Source organism: Mycoplasmopsis pullorum (assembly GCF_001900245.1).
GTDB classification, from domain to species: domain Bacteria; phylum Bacillota_I; class Bacilli_A; order Mycoplasmatales; family Metamycoplasmataceae; genus Mycoplasmopsis; species Mycoplasmopsis pullorum.
The window spans coordinates 239189-261875 of the sequence record NZ_CP017813.1; the positions used below are offsets into that span (position 1 = coordinate 239189).

21 protein-coding genes are annotated in these 22687 nt (G+C 29.2%); 16 read left to right on the top strand and 5 right to left on the bottom strand.

Features of this window, described 5'->3' with window-relative positions:
• Positions 1-32 precede the first annotated feature (32 nt).
• Positions 33-3254, bottom strand: coding sequence for an AAA domain-containing protein (locus BLA55_RS00890; RefSeq protein WP_167542423.1), 3222 nt, complete (start codon positions 3252-3254; stop codon positions 33-35).
• A gap of 630 nt (positions 3255-3884) precedes the next feature.
• Between BLA55_RS00890 and BLA55_RS00900 the strand changes: the two genes are divergently transcribed.
• The 10 genes from BLA55_RS00900 to tsf all read left to right on the top strand — a co-directional run bounded on the left by BLA55_RS00900 (position 3885) and on the right by tsf (position 12293).
• Entirely contained in the window at positions 3885-4637 is a 753-nt protein-coding gene (locus BLA55_RS00900) for a F0F1 ATP synthase subunit A (RefSeq protein ID WP_073372246.1), read from the top strand.
• An 87-nt stretch (positions 4638-4724) separates the two neighbouring features.
• A complete protein-coding gene (gene atpE, locus BLA55_RS04405; RefSeq protein ID WP_256373978.1) occupies positions 4725-4958 on the top strand; it encodes an ATP synthase F0 subunit C in 234 nt (77 codons plus the stop codon).
• 3 nt (positions 4959-4961) lie between these two features.
• Positions 4962-5528 carry a F0F1 ATP synthase subunit B gene (gene atpF / locus BLA55_RS00910; protein ID WP_073372247.1) on the top strand — a complete coding sequence of 189 codons (567 nt, stop codon included), beginning with the start codon at positions 4962-4964 and terminating at the stop codon, positions 5526-5528.
• The gene (gene atpH / locus BLA55_RS00915; RefSeq protein WP_073372248.1) at positions 5512-6066 is read left to right on the top strand and encodes an ATP synthase F1 subunit delta; all 555 of its coding nucleotides are present in this window, start codon (positions 5512-5514) and stop codon (positions 6064-6066) included. Before atpF ends, atpH begins: the two co-directional genes overlap by 17 nt.
• Positions 6059-7633, top strand: coding sequence for a F0F1 ATP synthase subunit alpha (atpA, locus tag BLA55_RS00920; protein ID WP_073372249.1), 1575 nt, complete (start codon positions 6059-6061; stop codon positions 7631-7633). Before atpH ends, atpA begins: the two co-directional genes overlap by 8 nt.
• Entirely contained in the window at positions 7633-8484 is an 852-nt protein-coding gene (atpG, locus tag BLA55_RS00925) for an ATP synthase F1 subunit gamma (protein WP_073372250.1), read from the top strand. Before atpA ends, atpG begins: the two co-directional genes overlap by 1 nt.
• A gap of 11 nt (positions 8485-8495) precedes the next feature.
• On the top strand, positions 8496-9884 hold the full coding sequence (gene atpD / locus BLA55_RS00930; protein WP_073372251.1) for a F0F1 ATP synthase subunit beta: 1389 nt from the start codon (positions 8496-8498) through the stop codon (positions 9882-9884).
• A 2-nt stretch (positions 9885-9886) separates the two neighbouring features.
• Positions 9887-10309 carry an ATP synthase F1 subunit epsilon gene (gene atpC, locus BLA55_RS00935; protein ID WP_073372252.1) on the top strand — a complete coding sequence of 141 codons (423 nt, stop codon included), beginning with the start codon at positions 9887-9889 and terminating at the stop codon, positions 10307-10309.
• 242 nt (positions 10310-10551) lie between these two features.
• Positions 10552-11418 (top strand): 30S ribosomal protein S2, encoded by an 867-nt coding sequence (gene rpsB / locus BLA55_RS00940; protein ID WP_073372253.1) that lies wholly within the window; start codon positions 10552-10554, stop codon positions 11416-11418.
• Positions 11419-11420: 2 nt separating this feature from the next.
• Complete coding sequence (tsf, locus tag BLA55_RS00945; RefSeq protein ID WP_073372254.1) at positions 11421-12293, top strand: translation elongation factor Ts; 873 nt, start codon at positions 11421-11423, stop codon at positions 12291-12293.
• Between the two features lie 58 nt (positions 12294-12351).
• On the opposite strand, the gene BLA55_RS00950 is transcribed toward tsf, so the two are convergent.
• The 4 genes from BLA55_RS00950 to efp all read right to left on the bottom strand — a co-directional run bounded on the left by BLA55_RS00950 (position 12352) and on the right by efp (position 16568).
• Positions 12352-14679, bottom strand: coding sequence for a coiled-coil domain-containing protein (locus BLA55_RS00950; RefSeq protein ID WP_073372255.1), 2328 nt, complete (start codon positions 14677-14679; stop codon positions 12352-12354).
• A gap of 84 nt (positions 14680-14763) precedes the next feature.
• Positions 14764-15558 (bottom strand): hypothetical protein, encoded by a 795-nt coding sequence (locus BLA55_RS00955; RefSeq protein ID WP_073372256.1) that lies wholly within the window; start codon positions 15556-15558, stop codon positions 14764-14766.
• Between the two features lie 144 nt (positions 15559-15702).
• Positions 15703-16005, bottom strand: a complete 303-nt coding sequence (locus tag BLA55_RS00960) for an MMB_0454 family protein (protein ID WP_073372257.1) — start codon at positions 16003-16005, stop codon at positions 15703-15705.
• Positions 16005-16568 carry an elongation factor P gene (gene efp, locus BLA55_RS00965; RefSeq protein ID WP_073372258.1) on the bottom strand — a complete coding sequence of 188 codons (564 nt, stop codon included), beginning with the start codon at positions 16566-16568 and terminating at the stop codon, positions 16005-16007. Before efp ends, BLA55_RS00960 begins: the two co-directional genes overlap by 1 nt.
• A 185-nt stretch (positions 16569-16753) precedes the next feature.
• Here efp and BLA55_RS00970 point away from each other — a divergent pair, with 185 nt between their 5' ends.
• The 6 genes from BLA55_RS00970 to BLA55_RS00995 all read left to right on the top strand — a co-directional run bounded on the left by BLA55_RS00970 (position 16754) and on the right by BLA55_RS00995 (position 22671).
• Positions 16754-17152, top strand: coding sequence for a hypothetical protein (locus tag BLA55_RS00970; RefSeq protein ID WP_073372259.1), 399 nt, complete (start codon positions 16754-16756; stop codon positions 17150-17152).
• Positions 17153-17232: 80 nt separating this feature from the next.
• Positions 17233-17865 carry a hypothetical protein gene (locus tag BLA55_RS00975; RefSeq protein ID WP_073372260.1) on the top strand — a complete coding sequence of 211 codons (633 nt, stop codon included), beginning with the start codon at positions 17233-17235 and terminating at the stop codon, positions 17863-17865.
• 6 nt (positions 17866-17871) lie between these two features.
• A complete protein-coding gene (locus BLA55_RS00980) occupies positions 17872-18738 on the top strand; it encodes an MAGa7180 family putative nuclease (RefSeq protein WP_073372261.1) in 867 nt (288 codons plus the stop codon).
• Complete coding sequence (locus BLA55_RS00985; RefSeq protein ID WP_073372262.1) at positions 18728-21004, top strand: UU173 family protein; 2277 nt, start codon at positions 18728-18730, stop codon at positions 21002-21004. The genes BLA55_RS00980 and BLA55_RS00985 overlap by 11 nt, the downstream gene beginning before the upstream one ends.
• 71 nt (positions 21005-21075) lie before the next feature.
• Positions 21076-22068: a nicotinate phosphoribosyltransferase gene (locus BLA55_RS00990; protein WP_073372263.1), complete on the top strand. Its 993-nt coding sequence runs from the start codon at positions 21076-21078 to the stop codon at positions 22066-22068.
• Between the two features lie 3 nt (positions 22069-22071).
• Entirely contained in the window at positions 22072-22671 is a 600-nt protein-coding gene (locus tag BLA55_RS00995; protein ID WP_073372264.1) for a hypothetical protein, read from the top strand.
• Positions 22672-22687: the final 16 nt, after the last annotated feature.

Sequence of the window (22687 nt, forward strand, 5' to 3'; positions counted from 1 at the left end):
CGTTTTTTTGTGAATTTAGTTTGAAAATATAATTAACGATTAATAATCATATTTAGATATTTGTAAATTGTATTCTTTTCTTCTCTAAATCTGAAGTTACTAATTCTGTAAATTGGATATTCTTTTGATTGAATAAAGTCATTTTTCAATCTAATTTCAAGCATTTCATTCATTGATGTTTTTTCACTTGTATCATCTAAACTAATACCAACTAAGAATTTAGAATCTTGATCTAAAATTGCAATGTCAATTGTATATGAACCTATACGGTAGTTCTTTTTGATTTTTACTGGCTGATTAAATACTAAAGTTTTTAATCATTGAATTACATCTTGCTCAAAATATGAAACATGATCTTTAATTACATCACGATCGATTGTTGTATACGATTTTTGTTCTTCAGCACTTAAATCTAGGAATTCTAATCATTTTTTAAATGATAAAAGGTTAAGTGAACTAGAATTGTCAATTAATAATTCGTCAGCTTTAAGTGATTTAACAACCACCATTTTGTCTTTTGCACGAGTAATAGCAACGTTAAGAGCGTTACGACCACCTTTAGTTCCGATATATGTGCTGCTTAAAGTTGTATCTTTGGTATATCCAATTGAAGCAATAACGATGTCAGCTTCATCACCTTGAATATTTTCTAAGTTTCTTAAAATAATCTTTTCTTCTAATAATGAGTAAAGTTTTGGTGATGTTAAAGCAATAATTTCACGAATACAGTCTTGTTGTTTTCTATTGAAAGCTAAAATAATCATTGATTCATAATCATTGATGTATTTTTCGGCCAATTTGACTACTTCTTGAGCTTCTTCGATGTTTTTATTGTCTTTTCATTTACCTTTAACATTAATTACTTCAAAACTATTTAATGTTTTTGTATTGTATTTGTCAATACCTTTTAATTTTGAATTATAGAATTCTTTTGATGAGAATAAAATCAATTCTGATGCATTACTTCTATAGTTCATTTCTAAGAAGAATTTTGGTAAATTATTGTGTAATGCTCAATCTAATAATGAAGTGATTTCATCTGTGGTGTAATCATCTTCCGAATCATCTCTACGGTTGAATCAGTTTGAAGGTTGCATTTGTTGATCGTCCCCAGCTACAATGACTTTGTCACTTAAAGCGATATAAGGAAGTGCTTTTTCAATGAAAATTTGAGATGATTCGTCAAAAATTACATAATCGTAATGGTCATTTTCGAAGTCAACGAAGTTTGAAAGGATTTCAGGTGTACCAACAAAAACGTTATAAATATGTTTAAGTAAGTCTTTGTATTCAGTAGTAATTAAATGAGGTGGAGTAATTCCACGAGTAATTTTACCTAAGAAGTTTTTAAGTTTAATTTCGTTATCTTCACCTAAAGAACGGTAGTTTTCTAAGTTTTTTCTAGCTTTTAATGTTACACGAGCGTACATGTTTTCAAGTTGTTCAGGTGTAACATTACTTTTGTTTTTGTTATCAATAAATTTTTGATATTCTTTCTCAATTCGATCAAATTCAGAAAATGTGTTTAATTTCATCATATAAGCAATTCGAATTAAATCGTTAATGTCGAATTCTTTTAAATTGGCCATTCAGTAATCTTTAACTTCTTTAGCTCTTTTGTATTTCTCGTCAAAAACTTTGTCGTATTTGGTAAAAATTAAACTTTCTTTAAGCACAGCATTCATTTTTTGTGCTGCTTCTTTTTTATTTAAGTCTAATAAATTATAGAATTTGTAAAAATCGTTTTTGGTGTCGAAAAAGTGGAATAATTCAAAGAATTTTTTAATTTGTTCTTTCTTTTGTAAAATATCACCTTTTCTTTTTAAGTTGAAGTACGCATCTAAATCTTGACTTAAAACTGCTGAAAGTGCATTTTTAGCATCATAATATTCGTATTCAATACTGTTTAAGAATTTTTCATTATTTTGCGGAATTTCTTGTTCAGGATTAATATCTAAAATTTGTTGGTAGAAAGAAGTAAGAGGTTTGTAGAAGTAACCACGTTCATATTTGTTAGCTTTGTTAGTTTCGTTGAATTGGAATACTAAATCTGAATATTTCTGCATTCTCTTTAGCACAACATCAATCGCAACTTTCTTTTGAGAAATAAAAAGCGCTTTTTTACCTTCTTCTAAAATATTGATTAAGATATTTGCTATTGTTTGACTCTTACCTGTCCCCGGTGGACCAACAATAACACATGAAGTACTTAGTGCACCGATGATTGCTTTTTCTTGTGTCAAGTCACTTTGTGTTACACGAATTAATTTTGATGATTCGATTAAGTTTTTAGTTGTGTCTGCATCGTAGTTAAACAAGTCATCAGCTTTTATTAATTTGTCAATTTTGTCATTGATGATTAAGTTTTGCACTGCTTCGCGTAACTTTGTACCGCTCGGATGACAAACAGAAAGAACAATACCTGGAGATAAAGTCATTGAAGTATAGTTTGCAATATCTTCACGAGTCATTTCTTTAAATGAAGCTAATAAATCTTTATTCGAAATGGTACCGTCAATTAAGCGATCGGATAAAACTTGTTTTAATGAATCGGTCGCTTCCATTAATGAACGATTTTCGCTTTCGTCTAGATATGGCATTTGTGAACCTAAATTTTGACTAAGTGAGTAGAATAATTTTTCGTTTGTTACAATTGAACTATCTCTTGATGATAGGACAACCTTACCATTTTTAATTGATAAGTTGACCGCTTTTAAAATAGCTGGAGCATAAAAGTATGATTCATCTCTTGAAAATTTAATGAAGAATGTACCTAAAAATAGAGGTCAAACTCCAGTTTCGGTATAAATTTCATGAATCTTATTAATGTTAAATTTTCAATCTTTTAAAAAGTTACGATGTTTGTCAATAATTTTTTCTAAAACAGTTTCAAAGTTTTTTTGGAATGAACGTTTTAAATCTTTTTCAATTTTAGCAGATGGTTTGTATCCGCTAAATGTACATCATTGTTCAAATTCTTCATAAGTTTTAACATTTTCTAATTTTGTAATCATTTCATCTGTGAAATTTGATGTGAATTCAACAGCAAATTCAGCATTTTCAAACACAGTTTTAACTTCTTTAGCTTTAATTAGTTTTGTTAAATCTTGATTAATTTTTGATAAGTGATAAAAAGTTGCATTATCACCTTGACTACGAATATCTAATAAATTGTTTAATAACTTTTTATGTCTTGATTCGTTAACTTTTTTATTAGCAACATTTTTAATGTTTTTTTGATTTAGTTTGAACATGTCCTTCCTTTCCATTTATTAATAAATTAATTATATATTTTATTTATAAATTTTATTCTAAAGCATCAATAAAAAATCATCTAATCAAATATTAAACATGTCAAATAAGCAAAAAGTAAAAAGTCTATTTTTATGTTTGGTTGCATCTAAAAAGTAATAAAATAAATTTAGCACTTCCAAGGCGGCACAAATGAAAAATGAATTTATAAAATTAAGTGAAAAAATTTTTTATATTTATTTTATATTTTTCAATTTTTTGTTTTTGTTTTTTTACTGAATTTTAAATTTGCATTATTCTTTGTTTTTTGGATATTCAATTGGGGCTTTGGTCGCTTTTTTTATTTATAAAATTCGTGTAATCACGAGTTATTTTATTTTTAAGCAAAGCAAAAAAAGTGCATGATTATCAAGTCTTTTGATATATTTTTCTTTAATTTTTTTTATTTTAATAATAGTTTATTTAATCTTTAAAATTAACTATTTAAGTGCGAATCCCCATGTGGACTCTTGAGATGAATATGTCTATAAACCAATTAATTTATTCACTTTTTTATTTGGTTTTCATTCTTTCTTTTTATCGATTTTAACCGCGTCTGTGATTCGTAGTTTTGCAACCAGAAAGGGGGTATAATGGAACAGTTTGTTAAAGCGTTTTTTGAAAATTGAAACCAACCACAACTTCTTTCCTTAGTCGTAACAGTAATAATTATTTTTATTATTTCGTTAATTGTTTTTATCAAAGCACAACAACAAAAAGCAAATAAAGCTCCCCAGGGGACAATTTTAGTTGTTGAGGGATACATTAACATTTTTGATAATACATTTGAAGATGCAACTGAGGGGAAACTCAAAAAATCTCGAATGTACCTATTTACCTTAGTTACCTTCTTATTAGTTGGTAACTTAGTAGTCATTTTAGGTTTTGAACCGATTGCAACTTCTTATTCAGTTACATTTACATTAGGTCTATCAACCTTTATCGGAATTTATGTTGTTGCATTAATTTATCAAAAATGACGTATTATCAAAAAATATAAAAATCCAATTGATTTTATCGGACAGTTTTCACCGTTAATCTCAATTAGTTTCCGTATTTTTGGTAATATCATTGGTGGTTCGACAATCATGTACCTAATTTATTATCTATTAGGTTATGTGTGACAGGTTACTTTTCATACAAGCACACCATTTTACTTTTTTGCACCGGTAATTACACCGCTATTACACCTTTATTTTGATGTCTTTGGAGCATTTATCCAAGCTTATGTATTTACCATTTTAACTATTATTTATTGAATTAATGAAGTTGAAGAAGAAACACCAAAAGCTAAAAAAACAGATAAAAAATCCCAAATTAAAGTTTTAAATCCGGATGTGTATTAACATAACCGTAACTTAGGAGGAAAAATGATTGAACAAGTTATTACAAAATTAGCAGATGAAACAGTTACAAATGCAAGTAGTGCATCAATTAGTACAGGAAAAGGATTAGTTGCGATCGGGGCTGGTCTTGCAATGATTGGTGTATTCGGTACCGGGGTTGGTCAAGGATACGCTGCTGGTAAAGCTGCAGAAGCTGTTGGACGTAATCCAGAAGCTGCTTCAAAAATCCGTACAATGATGATTGTTGGTATGGCTATTGCTGAATCTGCTGCTATTTATTCTTTAATTATTGCTTTCTTATTAATTTTCGTTCTAAAATAAAAAATGAACAGCACATGATTTGTTAATGCAGACTTAGGCACAAGTGTTAGTGAAAAATTCCAGACAATTTTTCCAAACTTGTGAATGATGTTGGCAACTATTATTTCTTTTGTTTTAGCTTTTATATTTTTAACTTGTTTTTTATATAAACCAGTTAAAAATAAGATGAAGGAACGTCATGATTTTATTCAATCAAACATTGATTCATCAGTTGAACAAAAAGAAAAAGCAATTCAAAAAGTAAATGAAGCTAATTTGAAATTGCAAGAAGCTCACAGACAAGCGGATTCAATTGTGAATAAAGCGAAAATGAGAGCTGAAAAAGTCATAATTTCATATACTGCAAAAGCGAAAAAAGAATCAATTAATTTATTAGCTGAAGCTAATTTAGACATTCAGTCACAACAAAAAGAATTTGAAAAACAATCAAAAGAAAAAATTGCACAAGCAGCAGTTGAATTAGCTAAAAAAATCTTAAATCGTGAGATTTCAAGTTCAACACAAGAAGAAATTATTAATGAGTTTTTAAATTCTGATAAAGATAATAAAAAGAATGTATCAAAAAATTAATCCAATCGGTTATGCGATTGCACTCTATGAAATAGCAAAAGAAAGTAATAAATTTGAAGTGTTTCACAATCAAATTATTGAATGTAAAAACACAATTGAACAGAGTTCAGAACTAAAAAACATGTTGCAAAACATGAATATCGATGTTAAGGAAAAATTTGAAATTATTGATTTGATTTTCCCTCACTTTGATATTGACCTTAAAAATTTAATAAAAATCGTTTTACAAAAAAAAGAGCAATTTTTATTAAAAAGAGTTTTTAATTTATTTTTAAAAATGACAAGTGATGTATTGAATATTTTATTTGCTAAAATCATCACCGCTTATCCTTTAAGTGATGAACAATTAAAAGCTATTAAAAATAAATTAGAAAAACAATATAACAAAAAAATTGAGATTCAAACCGCAATTGATCCAAGTTTAATTAGTGGTTTTGAAATACATGTTAATTCTGAAATTATTAGTAAAAACTATAATGAAGAATTGAATAAAATTAAGAATTTTATTATTAATGAAAAAGGAGGGATAAATGGCTAATCGTATTGATGATATTTCAGCGATTATTAAAGATCGAATCAAAAATTTTGAATCTAAAGTTGATTATGCTGAAATTGGACATGTTATATCAATTGGTGACGGTATTGCATTAGCTAGTGGATTAGACAAAGTTAAAAACTCCGAAATTGTTATTATTAACGAAAATGTCTATGGATTAGCGTTAAACTTAGAAGAGGAAGCTGTTGGTATTGCACTTTTTGGAAATGCTAACTCAGTTTCTGAAGGGGACACTGTTAAGAGAACTGGTAAAGTTATTTCAGTCAACGTTGGTGACCAACTTTTAGGTCGTGTAGTTAACTCTCTAGGTGAAGCAATCGATGGAAAAGGTGTAATTAAAGGACGTACACGTGAAATATTTAGAGTTGCTCCAGGGGTTATGAGTCGTAAAGAAGTTAATCAACCTTTAGAAACAGGTATCATTGCAATCGATTCAATGATTCCGATTGGTAAGGGACAACGTGAATTGATTATCGGGGACAGACAAACAGGTAAAACAGCAATTGCGATTGACACCATCATTAACCAAAAAGATAAAAATGTAAAATGTGTCTACGTTGCAATTGGACAAAAAAACTCAACTGTTGCTCAAATTGTTAAAAAACTTTCTGATACTGGAGCAATGGAATATACAACAGTTGTGGTTTCTGGAGCTTCAGAAGTAGCCCCTCAACAATACATCGCACCTTATACTGGTGTAACAATTGCTGAGGAGTGAATGGAAAAAGGGAATGATGTTTTAATTGTGTACGATGATTTATCAAAACATGCTATTGCTTATAGAACGCTTTCGCTTTTACTTAGAAGACCGCCTGGTCGTGAGGCTTACCCCGGGGACGTTTTCTACTTACACTCGCAATTACTTGAACGTGCAGCACGTGTAACCCCAGAATATGGTGGTGGTTCAATTACTGCATTGCCAATTATTGAAACACAACAAGGGGATATTTCAGCATATATTCCAACTAATGTTATTTCAATTACAGATGGACAAATTTTCACTAAAGAAAACTTATTCAACTCTGGTCAAAGACCTGCAGTGGACGTTGGTTTTTCAGTTAGTCGTGTTGGTTCATCAGCTCAAACTAAAGCTATGAAAAGTGTTGTTGGTTCGCTAAAATTAGATTTAGCACAATATAATGAAATGTTAGCCTTTGCACAATTTGGTAGTGACTTGGACGATTCAACTAAAAGTATTTTAGACCATGGTGCTAAAGTTTATGAGTTATTAAAACAAGAACAATATTCACCAATTTCTCAAGTTGCTCAAGCGGTAATTCTGCTTGGAGTAAAAGAAAGAATTATTAATCCATTACCAAAAGAAAATATCCACGAATATCGTGACGCAATTATTAAATATCTTGAAGGTAACACTGAGGGACACACAATATTTGAAGAAATAAATGAAACCAAAGTTATTTCTCCAGAGAACTATAAAACTTTAGAAAAAGCATTAGTTCACATCGTAAAAGATATCATCGCATCTATTCCTAATTATGATCCGCAAAAATACAAACCATTTCCTAAAAAATTTAACGAGGTTGAATAATGTCTAGTTTAAACTCATTAAAAAATCGTATTGCTGTTGTTGGAAACACTAAGAAAATTACTCATGCAATGGAATTAGTAGCTGCATCAAAATTAAGAAAATATCGCGAAATGTATGTTAATGTTGAAAAATTTAAAAATGTTTTAGAAGACACATTTTCAAAAATTTTGATTAATTTATCACCTATTGACTTAAAAAACATTTTTCCAAGTAATAAATCAAATAGCACTTTATATATTGTTATCACAAGTGATTTAGGTTTATGCGGTTCTTATAATTCAAACATTTTTAATTTGTTAAAAACAACTGTAAACAAGGAAGACAAATTGATTGTTTTTGGTGCAAAAGGAATTTCAAACATTTATTATTCATGAATGAAAGATTTAATGATTCATGAAATTGCGAATTATGGTGAAAAAATAGAATACAATTTAACCAATTCAGTCGCAAAAATTGCACTTGAATTGTTCGAAAAAGGTGAAATTGGTTCAATCAAAGTAATTTACACAAAATTTATCAATAATGTGGTGCAGACTGCTAGCTGTGCACAACTCTTACCTATTGAAAAAGAGAATTTTAGTTCTCAAGAATTAGGAAGTGAGATTGAATTCGAACCTGATCCGCAAACAGTTTTAAAAAATGCAATTCCTTTATACATTTCGAGTTTAATTTATTCTCTTGGTATTTCTTCGAAAGTTTCAGAAATGGCTTCACGGAGAAATGCGATGGAAAATTCAACAGACAATGCAGATGAATTATTAAATGATCTTCATTTAGAATTCAACAGAACAAGACAAAGTTTAATCACGCAAGAAATTTCAGAAATTGTTTCTGGAGCTGACGCTACATAATAGGAGACTAAATGAAAAATATAGGAAAAGTAGTACAAATTTTAGGACCTGTAATCGATGTTAGATTTGCAAATTCTAAACTACCAAAATTACTAAATGCTCTTGAAATAAGACATGAAGGTAAAATTTATACTTTAGAAGTTGCACAACATATTGGGGATGATACTGTTAGAACAATTGCGATGGTTTCTACAAATGGTTTAAGTCGTGGAATGGAAGTTATCGATACAGGATATGCAATTTCAGTACCTGTTGGTAATGAAGTTTTAGGACGTATGTTTGACGTGTTAGGAAACACAATTGACGAAGGTCAAAAGTTAGAAAATGTAGAGAAAAATCCTATTCATGCACCTAGTCCGTCATATGAAGAACAAAAAACTTCATCTGAGATTTTAGAAACTGGGATAAAAGTTATCGACTTGTTAATCCCTTATGCAAAAGGTGGAAAAATCGGTCTTTTTGGCGGAGCTGGAGTTGGTAAAACAGTTCTAGTTCAAGAATTAATTAATAACATCGCCACACAACACAATGGTTTATCAGTTTTTGCTGGAGTTGGGGAAAGAACAAGAGAAGGAAACGATCTTTACTACGAAATGAAAGCTGCCGGAGTTCTTGATAAAACTGCTTTAGTTTTTGGGCAAATGAACGAACCCCCAGGGGCTCGTATGAGAGTTGCCTTAACTGGACTTACTATGGCTGAATATTTCAGAGATAAGCAAAACCAAGACGTTTTATTATTTATTGATAACATTTTTAGATTTACACAAGCTGGTTCTGAGGTGTCTGCGTTGCTTGGTAGAATGCCAAGTGCGGTGGGATACCAACCAACATTGGCTACCGAGATGGGACAATTACAGGAAAGAATTACTTCGACACGTCGTGGTTCAATTACATCTGTTCAAGCGGTATATGTCCCAGCTGACGACTTAACTGACCCGGCACCTGCGACTACATTCTCGCACTTGGATGCAAAAACCGTTTTAGACAGAAACATAGCCTCATTAGGAATTTATCCTGCAATTGATCCGTTAGAATCTTCATCAAGATTACTCGATCCTTTAGTTGTTGGACAAGACCACTACATGGTTGCTCAAGGTGTAATTAGCATTTTACAAAGATTCAAAGAGTTAGTTGATATTATTGCTATTTTGGGGATTGGGGAACTTTCAGAAGAAGATAAGAAAATCGTTGCCAGAGCACGTAGAATCAGAAACTTCTTATCTCAACCTTTCCACGTTGCCGAAAAATTCTCTGGTATTAAAGGTGCTTACGTACCTTTAAGTGAAACAATCAGAAGTTTCAAAGCAATTTTAAATGGTGATTTTGATGACTATCCAGAAGATATCTTCCGTTATGCAGGAAGTATTGATGATGTAATTGAAAGAGCTAAAAAACAATAAAAATGAATAATAAAGTTTATTTAACAATAACTACTCCAGATAAAGTGTTTTTTGAAGGAAAAGTTAAGATTGTAACTTTAAAAACAGCTGATGGATACATCGGACTACAACCAAATCGTTCACCTTTATTTTCAAACATTGAAATTGGTTCGTTAAATATTAATCAAAGCGGTGATCCAGATTATCAAAAATTTTTTATTGGTGGTGGTTTAGTTTATGCAGATGCAGGTCAAATTAATATTATTACTGATGACGTAATTAATTACAATGATATTGATTTACATCGTGCTGAACGCGATCGTAATTGAGCTTTGAATGAGTTGAAAAACAAAAAATACTCAGCTACTGATGAAATGCGTTTGGAATTGAAGTTGAAAAAAGCACTTTCAAGAATCGAAGCTTACCACGAAGCACATCAAAAATAATTCAAAATTCCGAGTTAAATGACTTGGAATTTTTTGTTTGGAAAAAAGCAAAATTAATTCATATTAGTCCACGAAAAAAACAAAAAATATGTTAAAATAAAAAAGAATTTTTAAATATTCAAATTCACAATTATAAATTAACCAATTACATCCGCGGATTCGCATGGGGTGTGCTTGCATAAAGTAAGTGCTAGGCGTTGGAAACGGATGTCAAACTAACAAACTAAAAAATAAGGATAAAAATGACAGAAAAAAAAGAAAAAACAACTGCAACAGTTGAAAAAGCTGTTGAAAAGAAAACAACTCCAATCGTTTCAAAAGATAAATTATTAGAAGCTGGAGCATACTTTGGACACAAAGCTCACGCTTGAAATCCAAAAATGAAAGACCACATCGTTCCAAACAAAAAGAACAAAGGTGCTCACATTATCGACATTACAAAAACACAAAAATACTTAGAATTTGCTTACTCATTAGTTTACAAATTAGCTGCTAAAAAAGCTTCATTTATTTTTGTTGGTACAAAAAAACAAGCACAAAATGCTGTTAAAGAAGCTGCACAAAGAACAAACTCATTCTATGTTACAGAACGTTGATTAGGTGGAACATTAACAAACCACTCAACAATTATGTCTCGTGTTAAAAAAATGGAAGAGTTAGAAGCTAAAGCTGCTAATGGATTTGAAGGATACACCAAAAAAGAAGGAATCTTATTCCAAAAAGAATTAGATAAGTTACACAAAAACTTAGAAGGTATCCGTTCAATGAAACGTATTCCAAACGTTATGATTGTTGCTGATCCAAACGAAGATGAAATCGCAATTAAAGAAGCTAAAAGAAAAGGAATTAAAGTTATTGCTTTATTAGACACTAACTCAGATCCTGATTTTGTTGATTTTGGAATTCCTGCAAACGACGATTCTGCAAAATGTATTTCTTTAATTTTCACAATTTTAGCAGATGCTATTGTTAAAGCACAAGGTGGTCAAGAATTATTTGCTTACCAACCTGATGAAAAAATTGTTTTACCTGAATTCCAATCAGTAAAACAACCAAAAAAAGTTTTTAACAAAAGACCTGCGGTTCAACAAGAAGTTCAAGGAGAATAATAATGGCTGACTTAAATTTAGTTAAAGAATTAAGAGCAAGAACAAATTCTGGTTTTGCTGACTGTAAAAAAGCTTTAGAAGCTACAAATTGAGATTTAGAAGCTGCTGTTGAGTGATTACGTGAAAACGGAATTGCTAAAGCTGCTAAAAAAGCTGGAAGAATTGCTGCTGAAGGTTTAGTAGCGATCGCTGGTGACGACAAAGAAGCTGTTTTAGTTGAATTAAACTCAGAAACAGACTTTGCTGCTAAAAATGAAAAGTTTGGTAAATTATTATCAGAAATTGCTCAAGCAGTTTTAAATTCAAACGCAACTTCACACGAAGAAATTTTACAAGCTAAATTAGCTTCAGGTGAAACAATCGAACAAGCATGTGCAAACGCAACTGCTACAATCGGAGAAAAAATTTCATTTCGTCGTAGCTTAAAAGTTACAGCTGCTGAAGGTGAAGTTTTAGGACGTTACGTACACGCTAACAACTTAGTTGGTGCTATTGTTAAAGTTAAAGGTTCAGATGCTGAAGCTGCTCGTGCAGTTGCAATGCACTTATCAGCTATGAATCCAGAATTCGTTTTATTAAGCGACATTCCTGCTAAAAGATTAGAAGATATCAAATCACAATTTACAGAACCTGCTAACTTTGCAAGCAAACCAGCAAACATTCAAGAACAAATTAAAAATGGTTGATTAAACAAACAGTTATCAGAAATCGTTTTAGTTAAACAACCATTTGTAATGGACGATAGTTTATCAGTTGAACAATATTTAAAAAATCATAACTGTGAATTACTTGCTGCATACAGATTTGAAGTTGGTGAAGGGATTGAAAAAGCTCAATCAAACTTCGCTGCTGAAGTTATGTCAATTGTTAAATAATTTAAATTTAATACAAAAAATGAAGTGTTATATTACAAACACTTCATTTTTTATTCTCTTAGCTCAAGTAATTTTCTGCTTCCATCAAAGTAGTCAAAATTCTTTGACATGTTTGACGTGTGAACTCGTAATATTTCTTAGCAGATTCACGATTAATTACAGTATCAATAGGTAAAGCAGGATATGATGAACCGCTAAATACATAATCATATTCAAGTTCTTTATCAGCTAATTCATTAATTAATTGCCTAATATTTAAAATTATTTCTTTAAAGTAAGTTTTTAATCTATTAAAGTCCTGAATAAGTTTTTCATTATTTTTAACTAACGATTCATTTTGAACTCTTAATTTTTCAATTTGAGTATTTAATGCTTCATTTTGAGTTTCAATTTCACTAATGCGACCATTTAATTCTTGAATTTTAGTTTTTAAATTGCGATTCTCTTCATTAATTGCACTAATTTCGGTATTTAAATTATCAATTTCATTATTATTAGATTCGTTTTTTTCTCTGATTTTTTCTATTTTCTCTTCTAATTCTCTATTAATTTTCATAATTCTGTCATTGTCTTCATTTGCAGCTAACAATAAATTATTGATTCGTAAATTATCAGTTCTCAAGCGATTGATTAACTCATCTTTTTCAAATAACAATGCTTCTAATCGTTTATTTTTCTCATTCAAAATCAAAATTTCCGAGTTTAGGTTCATGTTTTTAACTTTTTCAGCTTTTAATTCGTCTGATAAAAGAGTGATTTTACTTTCTAACTCTCTATTTTTTTCTTTAATTGCATTAATTTCTCGCTCAAAATTTGAATTTTCAATTCTTAAGCGGTCAATAGTTTTATTTTTCTCATTAATTTTATTGTTTAACGATTCAATTGCAGCATCTTTTTCTTTAATTGCTAATTCATGATTAGCATTGATTTTTGCAATTTCAGCTTTTAATAATTCAATGTCACCATTGTAGGAATTAATCAAGTTTTTATTGTTTTCTATCGTCGCGTTTAATAAATTAATCTCATTTTTCAACTCATTATTTTTATGTTTCATTTTTTCATTATTACCTTGTAAATCAGTAATTATGTTATTGTATTTTTCATTCTCTTTTTCGATGATTTTAATAAATTCAATATTGAAATTTGAAACCTCCGAAAAAATGGTAGTGTAGACCGAACTAGCATGAATAAAATCATGATATATTTTATAATTTCTACCACTAATCACTTCATTAGTAAATTCAGAATCACTCAGTAAATCAAATGAATTAGCAATATTTAATTCAGTTTTTTCAATCAAATCTCTAATTTCGCTATTATCAATATTAATGTCTTTAAGTAAATTGATTGCATAACGATGGAAGTTTTCTAATTGAATTGAAATTGTTCTTTTCATATTTTCAATGATTTCGTTTTTGTTCTTGATTTCAATGTCTTTATTATTAATTAAAGTTTCTAAACTATTTATTTTATTGGTTAATTCGTCAATTTTTTCAAGATTTGAAGTCTTTTCTTTTTCTAATTTATCAATTAAGTCTTCTTTGAAAAGAATTGACGCTTCTAGTTCAGCAACTTTATTCTTTTCGTTGATTAATTTATTACTAATATATTCAAAAAGTGAATTTTTGTATGAGTCTATAATATGGATATTTTTAGATATTTGTGAATAAAAAAGTTTAATTGTTTCGTTTAAATATTTACTATTTTCAATATTGATTTCAATTTTCGAAATTTCGTCTCTATAGATGTTTAAAAAGTTGATAAATTCATGCATTTGAGTCAAAATTCTATTATAAAAATCAGAATTGATTGTATCCAATTCTCTTATCCGTTGAAAATTAGTTAAGTTTTCGTTTGATAAACGTAAAACTTGATCAATATAATTGAGTGTTTCGATTTTAAAGTGGTTTAATTCACTTAATAATGTATTAATTTCTTCTTCATTTTTATTAATATTTAAGGTTAAATCGCTAATAATTTTGTCTTTGTTTGTTAAGGTTTTTTCTAAGTTTTCAATTTTTAAGTTTGCTTGTATTTTTTCATTGCTCAAGGTATTGGAAATATTAATGTATTCGTTCTTTAATTTGGTCACTTCATCTAGTTTTTTGTTAATTTCGATGACTTTTTCACGCTCCAAGGATAATTCAGAATTTACTGAAGTGATTTCTTTTTCGATTTTTTCGCTTTTATCCTTTAATTTAGCATTATCGGTTTCTAAAATCTTAATATTGTTTTTAGCATACTCTAATTTTTTGCTTGTTATACTGTTTAAATCACGAGTAAAATTCAAATTTAAACCTTGATAAGTAGCTGTACCTGTTAAAGAAAGAATAATAATTCCCGCAAATCCAATTCATAAAATTTTTTTATTTTTTAAAAATGTCATTTTCTCTCCTCATGTATAAGAAGCGAAAAAAACAAAAAAATTAAAAAAAATACAAGATTTTTTTCTTGTATTTCAATTTTATTATTAAGAACTTACTTCTGTATCGCCACCAGCTGAGCTTACTTCTGTATCGTGAGCAGCTGAGTCAGTCGCTTCTGGTCCAGTGTCTTCTTCTACAGTAGTAGATGGTTTAGGAGATTCAGGTTCTTCTGCTTCATCATCTTCATCAGCTTTTGGGGAGTGATCATTTGGTGATCCTTCGGCAACTGGTTGATTGTTTGGAGCTGGTTCTTCATTATTTTCTCGAACCACAGGTTGTTCACCTTCAGGATTATTATTAGCTTTAGCTTGTTCTAAAAGTTTTGTTAATTCTTTTTTCTCAGCTAATAATTTTTTGATTTTTACTCTTAATAAGCTGTTATCTCTAGTTAATTTTTGGATTTCAGCAACTTTAACAGCTAATTCAGTTTCCTTAGCAGCTAAAGCTTCTGAGTCACCGTTGTTTGCTTTAACTTGCAATTCAGCAATTTGAGATTCTAATTGACTAATTTTATCTTGATTTGCTTGAGCTTTTTCGTTAGCAGATTGTAATTGTACATTCAAGTTTTGAATTGTAGCTTGTAAAGCTGTTTTTTCAGCATCAGATTTTTCTTTGTCAGCTTTTAATTTGTCGTATTGAGCTTTTAATTGGTTATATTCAGCATTTTTTTGGTCTAATGTTGTGTGTAATTTGCTATTTGAATCTTGTAATTTTTGGTGTTTTTCTTTTCAGTCATTTTTTTGTGATACAAGAACAGGAACAGAAGCAGCTAAACTAACACTTAGAACACCAGTTGCTGCAGCTAAACCAATAATTGCATACATTTTTTTCTTTGACATTTTTTCTCCTTAACTAAAGTTAATATCATATATACATAGTGGAATAAAATCTAAATTTTATTTTCCATTGCAATATTTTTTTGAATAAATATTTCTTATTTATACTAGAATTTTACATTTTTTCGATAAATTATTATTTTTTTATTAATAAAAACCAGAAAAAGCAATTTGAATGTTTTTTGGTTTAATATCGATTAATTTTGAAATTTCTAATTCTAATGAACTTGTTAGATTTTTGACTTCAAGATCAATTTTCGATTTGCTTTTGATTTTAATGTTCAAGTGAATTGAAATATTATTTTCATCACTATAAAAACTAATTCTTGGTTCATTTTTTAATTTGATATTTGGTAAACTTTCAATTGTTTTTTCAATTACTTGAAAAAAAGCACTTTCTTCAACCAAATAAAATTGTTTGGATTTATATTTGACCGATACTAAATTCATTATTTATTATTTTTTCCTACGTATTTACCAGTTTCAGTCGAAACAATAATTGAGTCACCTTCTTTGATGAACATTGGTGTTTCCATTTCGAAACCAGTTTCAAGAATAACTTTCTTTTGTGGATTGGTTGTTGTGTTTCCTTTAACTGCATCAGGTGCTGATTGAACTAATAAATCAACATTAATTGGTAATTCAATATCTAAAACTTCTTCTTCAAATTTTCTAATTTGTACTTCAGAACCTTCTTTTAAGAAGTTTAATTCTCATTCAACATTTTTCACTGGAATTTCCACTTGTTCAAAAGTTTCATTGTCCATTAAAATAATGTTTTCCCCGTCTGAGTAAAGAAAATTCATTCTTCTTTTGTCAATGTGAGCAGGTTTTACCTTGTCTCCACCGGTATATGTTTTGATTGTAGTTGATCCAGTTCTTAAGTTTTTAACTTTAGCTTTAACGTTTGCTTGTCCACGACCTTGTTTTGAGTGTTGAGCTTCTAAAACGATAAAAATATCACCTTCATCTTGAAAAGTAATTCCTGGCTTAAATTCGTTAACATTAATCATTGTTAGCTCCTTAATATTGTTTATAAATAATCTAAATTATATATTATTTATCCAAAATTATTCATGCAAATAATCGAACATAAGTCTTTGATTTGTGAAAAAAATCACACGAACAAAATCGAGAAAAAATTACTGCACTTTTTTCATAGAATAAAAGTGCTATGAGTACACAAAGAATAGATTTAATGAACATTTACAGAATTCGTCAAGAATATTTGTCGATTTGATCATGTGATAATTCGTTTTGAGATGGTTTTGTCATACCGTTTGCTAAAACAAATAAGAAAATTTTTTTCATATTGTTAACATTTTTAGGTGATGATGAAAAGTTTATTGAAACAAATGAGGATATAAAAGTCAAAGTGGTTGAATGTGAAAAATTTTTCATTGCCAGAATTAATACTTTTTACAAAATGGATAAAAAATTATTTAATAAATTAGCTTATCAATTCATTTGAAGAGTCGATCCGTCAAGTAAATACTATCTATTAAGTCAATTAATCGAAAAGTTACAAATGAGAAAAATCAATCCGGCAATATTTTCAATCACAACTAAGAAAAATGATGATTTTATTGCAACTTAATTAAAATATTTTTTTTATTTTTTTGCAACCGTTTTAAATGTTATTATTTAATCAAAACAAACTCTACTAAAGGAGCTAAAATGACAAAGCATAATATTGTTTTATTAAATGGTAAACGTAGAAGCGGAAAAGGTCTCTTAAGCCAAGATTTAGCAAAAAAAGCAGTTGATGAATTTCAAAAAATCTACATTTTATCACTTGCTGAACCAATTAAAGCAATTACTAAACCAATTTTAGATGAATTGCAATGAGATGGTGTAGATAAAGAAATTGCCAGACCACTTTGAATCGCTACTGGGGAAGTTGGTCGTGCAATTAATATTAATGTATGAACTGAAAAAGTTTTTAATAAAATTTCTAACTACATTCAAGAAGGTGTTAAAAATAATGAAAACACCTTATATTTGATTGATGATTTGAGATTACCAAACGAACTTGACTTTTTTAAAGGTAATTTAAGAAAAATTAGAGACATAGTTGGTTCTGATCATTCGGTTAAAATTACTGCAATTCGGATTGAAAAATATGTTGATCCAAATAATTTTGTCGAAGGTGTGGATAATGATAATACAGAAACTAGTTTTGACAATTTAGTAAATATTTGTTTTGACTATATCGTACCTCCACAAGTGTTAATAAATCAAAGTGGGTATCCAAATTTTGATAATGTTGAAGTTATTTCTAAAACAGTAGTAACTAATTTCTTAAAGTAGGAAGATATGGCGCTAAGAAAATATTTTAATAATCGTGATTATTTTTTAGATGAAAATAATCGAACTCTAGTTTTATCTGATCATATGTATGAACAATTGCATTCAAATAATAAAATGCAAAAGTACAAAAAAATTGGTGGTTCACAAATTCCTAATGTGCTTGAGGTAGACAATTTCAAAACTCAATTTGCTGCTTTTTGCCATATCACTAGACTAGCAAAACCAGTTTTAATGAAAAAATACATTAATGCTGGAGTTATTTTAGAACCTAAAATTATGGAAGCTTTAGGTAAATTACTGAAAAAGAACGGTTTTAATGATTTAGTTATCCAAACATTCCAATCAGCTGATTATAATTACGATTATTTTGAAGGTAAAGACGATGTTTTAGGTGGTGTACCAGATGGTTTTATTGCTCAAAGAGGTGGTATTATTCTTGAAGCTAAAACAGTCGGTGAAAAAAAGTTAAGTGAATGAGAAAAAAAAGACATTCACAATGTTAAAAATGTTCCGTTAGCTTATCGTAAACAAGCACAACTTTATTCATATTTAATGAATGCTAAAAAATATCTAATTGTTGCATTGTTCTTACGTGACGAAGAAGGGGACTATGAAGATCCGGATAAAATCGATGTATCAAAAAGATATCTTAAAACTTATGTTTTTGACACCAATTATTTAGAAGCTCAAGATGATGCAAACCGTGTAAAAGAATGATATAAATTTTATACTAACACTAAAGTGTCCCCTCAATGAAATCCGTCTGTAGATAAGGATCAAGTGGACTATTTGAGATGTCAAAATGAAGCTGAATGACAAGAGTTATTAGAAAAGTGAAAAAAAGAAGGAAAAGCTGATTTAGATGAAAATTAAGAATATTGACTTTAATATTTTTGACAAAATGAGGTGAGAGACACCTTTTTTTGTTTTTGATAAAGAAATAGATACAACCTTATTAAATCTACATAATCAAATTTGAAATTCTGATTTAGAAAATTTCGATTTTTTAAATGATGAAGATGATTTGGATGGGCCAGATTTGATGTGATCACTTGATATCGAAAACTTAAGTTTTGATGGTCACAATGATGAAGTAATAGGAGCTTATAATAAAACATTTAACATTTACAAAGAGCAAGCGATTCATTCCTATGCTCAAAAAAACAATATTAATTTCAATCATATTTTTTATGTTCCAATGTTGGACAATTTAGAAAATAAGTGAAATAACACACAAAACGCACTTAATGATGATGCAATTGATTTAATTGTCGATCCACATTTTGTTTTAAAAACTCCAAATAATGATTTACCAATTAAATCTACTTTTTTTATTTGAGATAAAAAAGCTAATAAAATAGTGTATTTAAAATATTCTATGTCAGTAAACAAAGAATATTATCAAAAAGCATTTTATGACTTAAGTGTTTTGCAAAATATTGGTATAAAAGTTGAAGATATATCGGTTTATTTAATGGATTTAATCGACAAATACGAAAAATCGTCCACAAGGGGACAAATCAAATTTCGTGAACAAAGAGCAGGATCGTTTGCTAAAGGTAAAGCTGCCCTTGGGAACGGCCAACTCGAAAAACAAGCAAGTTATTTAAAAAATAGCGGACTATTTTTAGAAAAAGCAAAAGAATTTGGACACTATAAGAATTTAACTCTTTTCGATTTGGCCAGTGCAAATTATATGTATACAAAAAATCCGATTTTTCAGATTAAAGATGATGTAGTCGCAATTAAATACGATTCTTGAGACAATGAAAAAAATATTGTTAATATTTGTGAATCGTTTAAGTACGTTATTAATAATATTTTGAATTTGTATTTAGAAAATCCACAATTAAATTCAAAAACACTTTATAACTTCTTTCTTGGTAAAAATATTAATAATTTTGACGATTTTCAAAATAATGATTTTGATTTATCAGTTTGAAATGAAAAAGTAAAACATTTAGAGCAACCGATTAAATTAAAGTTAGCCCAAACTTTGTTTGGTCCACATTTTCGTGAAAATTCATCAAAATTGTACGGTGCTCCTGACAAACAATTTTTAGTAAAAGATACTAAAAATTTCGATCAAGAATTCATAAATTGTCCAAATTTTTGACGATTGTCTACATTAAATGTCATTAAAAAAATACACGTAAAAAATGCTAGAACAATTTGATACGACTATGAGGGACTGTCTTCAATTTTGCCAATTATTAATGGTAATTTTTCATACCAGCAAATAGTGAACCAAGTCTCAATAATTGAGACTGTAAATGGAGAAGAGTGTCATCGCGAAAACCTTGTAATTGATACTAATAATATGAAATTGATCGACTTAGTTGAATTTATAGAGAAGATTTATTCTAATGGTGCGGACAACTTTGTAGTATTTAACAAAACATATGAAAATTCGCGTAATAGCGAAATTGAAGATATGGTTAAAAACGCTTTTGAGCGAGCTAGAAATTTCCTGGAAAATAACCAAAATTACTATGACACTGACGCAATTGTTGAAGATGTAGAATTTTATAAAGCTTTTTTAGCTAAGGGATACGATCATTGAACCAAATTTAGTTTTTTAGTCCAGCACATTAATAGTAATACAATCGATTTAGCAGACTGTTTTAAAGCGAGCTCTACCTTAAATTCCACACCGGGATACGAACATAAAATTGCTTTTGAGATCCAAGACAATAAAATTGTTAAATCAAATGTAGATCTTTCAACCTATAAAACTTCAGAAAAATTGTTACATAAATTAAGTAATAATGTCTTTTTAAAACAGCTTCATTATACTCACTCAATTAAGAAAATTGAGCATGTTATTACTTCAAATCAATTAAAATTGAAAACTTTAATCAAACCATATAAAAGTCTAAAAATTCAAAAAGGTACGATGGCAATGGATGAAGCGATCAAGCGTTATGTTGGAATCACTGATGATAATGTTTGAAATTATATTTCGGAAAAATTAAAAGAGTATTGCGAAAATGATGTACTTGCAATGATTATGGTTTATGAGTTCATTATGCAAATAGTCAGAACAACAAATCCGGAGATTGATAATTATGAGTATAATTTAGAATCGAGTGATGTTGTTTATACTTTAGAGGAACAAAAAATAGTAGTAGCTAAATAGGTTAGTTGCTACTATTTTTAAAGCTTAAAAATTATTGTAAAATATAATAACATAGAAAAAATGAGGTTTCGATGGATAAAAGACAATTTATAGCTAGTTATTTTGAAAAAACTAAAACAATTTTGGAACATGAAAAACCAAACAATGTTATTATTTTGCAATTTTTTCAACGTAAAGATAATGCGATGCTTGCTGGAATGAGCGAAGTATTGGAACTATTAAAAAATGAAACAGATACTAGCAAATATAAAATCAGATACATACCTGATGGAACAATAATTAATAATTTAGATATTGTTTTAGAATTAGAAGGAAATTATCAAGATTTCGGTATTTGAGAAGGTATGATTGACGGTATTTTAGCTCGTTCAACTTCGATAGCTACTAATGCCTATTCTTGTGTCCAAGCGGCACAAGGGAAACCCGTGATATTCATGGGAGACAGAGCTGATCATTACTTAAATCAGTTTGTTGATGGCAAAGCAGTAGCTTTAGCTGGTGTTAAATTAGTTTCAACTCCTGCTCAAAAATTTATTGATTCGGATGAAGTTTTTGGTAGTGTACCGCACGTATTACTTCAAGGTTTTAATGGAGATGTTGTCGCCGCAATGCAAGCATACCATAAACATTTTCCAAATAATAAGTTAATTGCTTTAATCGACTATCACAATGATATTATTAGTGATGCCAAGAAAGTCTGGGACGCGATGGGGACAAAAGTGTGAGGTGTTCGGATCGATACATCTAAAAACATGATTGACCACATGTTTGACAATGAAGAACCACATTATGGTGTGAATGTCGAACAAGTAAAACGTCTAAGAAAAGCATTGGATGAAATAGGTGCAACCAGCTATAAAATAGTTGTTTCTAGTGGTTTTGATGCTAAGAAAATTGCACACTTTGAAGCTGAAGGTGCCCCAGTAGACTATTATGGTGTTGGTGCATCAATTTTTAAATTAAATAATTCCTTTTCTGCTGATGCTACTGTCTTAAACGGACAATTAGAAGCTAAAGAAGGAAGAGAATATCGTAAAAACGAAAATTTAAAGGAATTTAATTAAAAAATGAGTTCAGATACTAAAGAAATCGTATTTTTAGATATTAAAACCAACGGATATGATGTTGGTGAAACTGTTTTGTCAATTAGTGCAATTAAATTTGAAATTAACAAAAAAACTGGGATTTTTAAAAAGATCGGTGACTTTACACGATATTACTCATATAAAAATAATGAACCTGAGAAGTTTTTGGATTTTCACGGTTTAAGTAAAGTAAAATTAGCACAAAAACGCAAGGATTCATTACGAAACACACAAGAATCATATTCAGATGATTTTAATTCGGACTTTATTGAATTATTTAATTTCTGTGGACAAAATGAATATTTTGTTGGTTTGAATATTAAAAGATGAGGTGGATTCATTCAATTCCCTTTAGCTAAGCAATATGATTTAATGTATGAGGGAATTAACGTTACCAAACTAGAGGGGAATTGAAAAGGACATAAGTATCCCCAACTTTACGATTGTGTCAAATTTTTTGATTTAGCTTACACTTGAGATGATATTAGTGACAGTTATTTATCTGCACTAGCAACAGCTGAAATTTTTATGAATTTCTTAAAACTTAAGGTTGTAAGTGCTTTAGATTTTTTAGAATCTTAAAAAGACAAAAATAAAA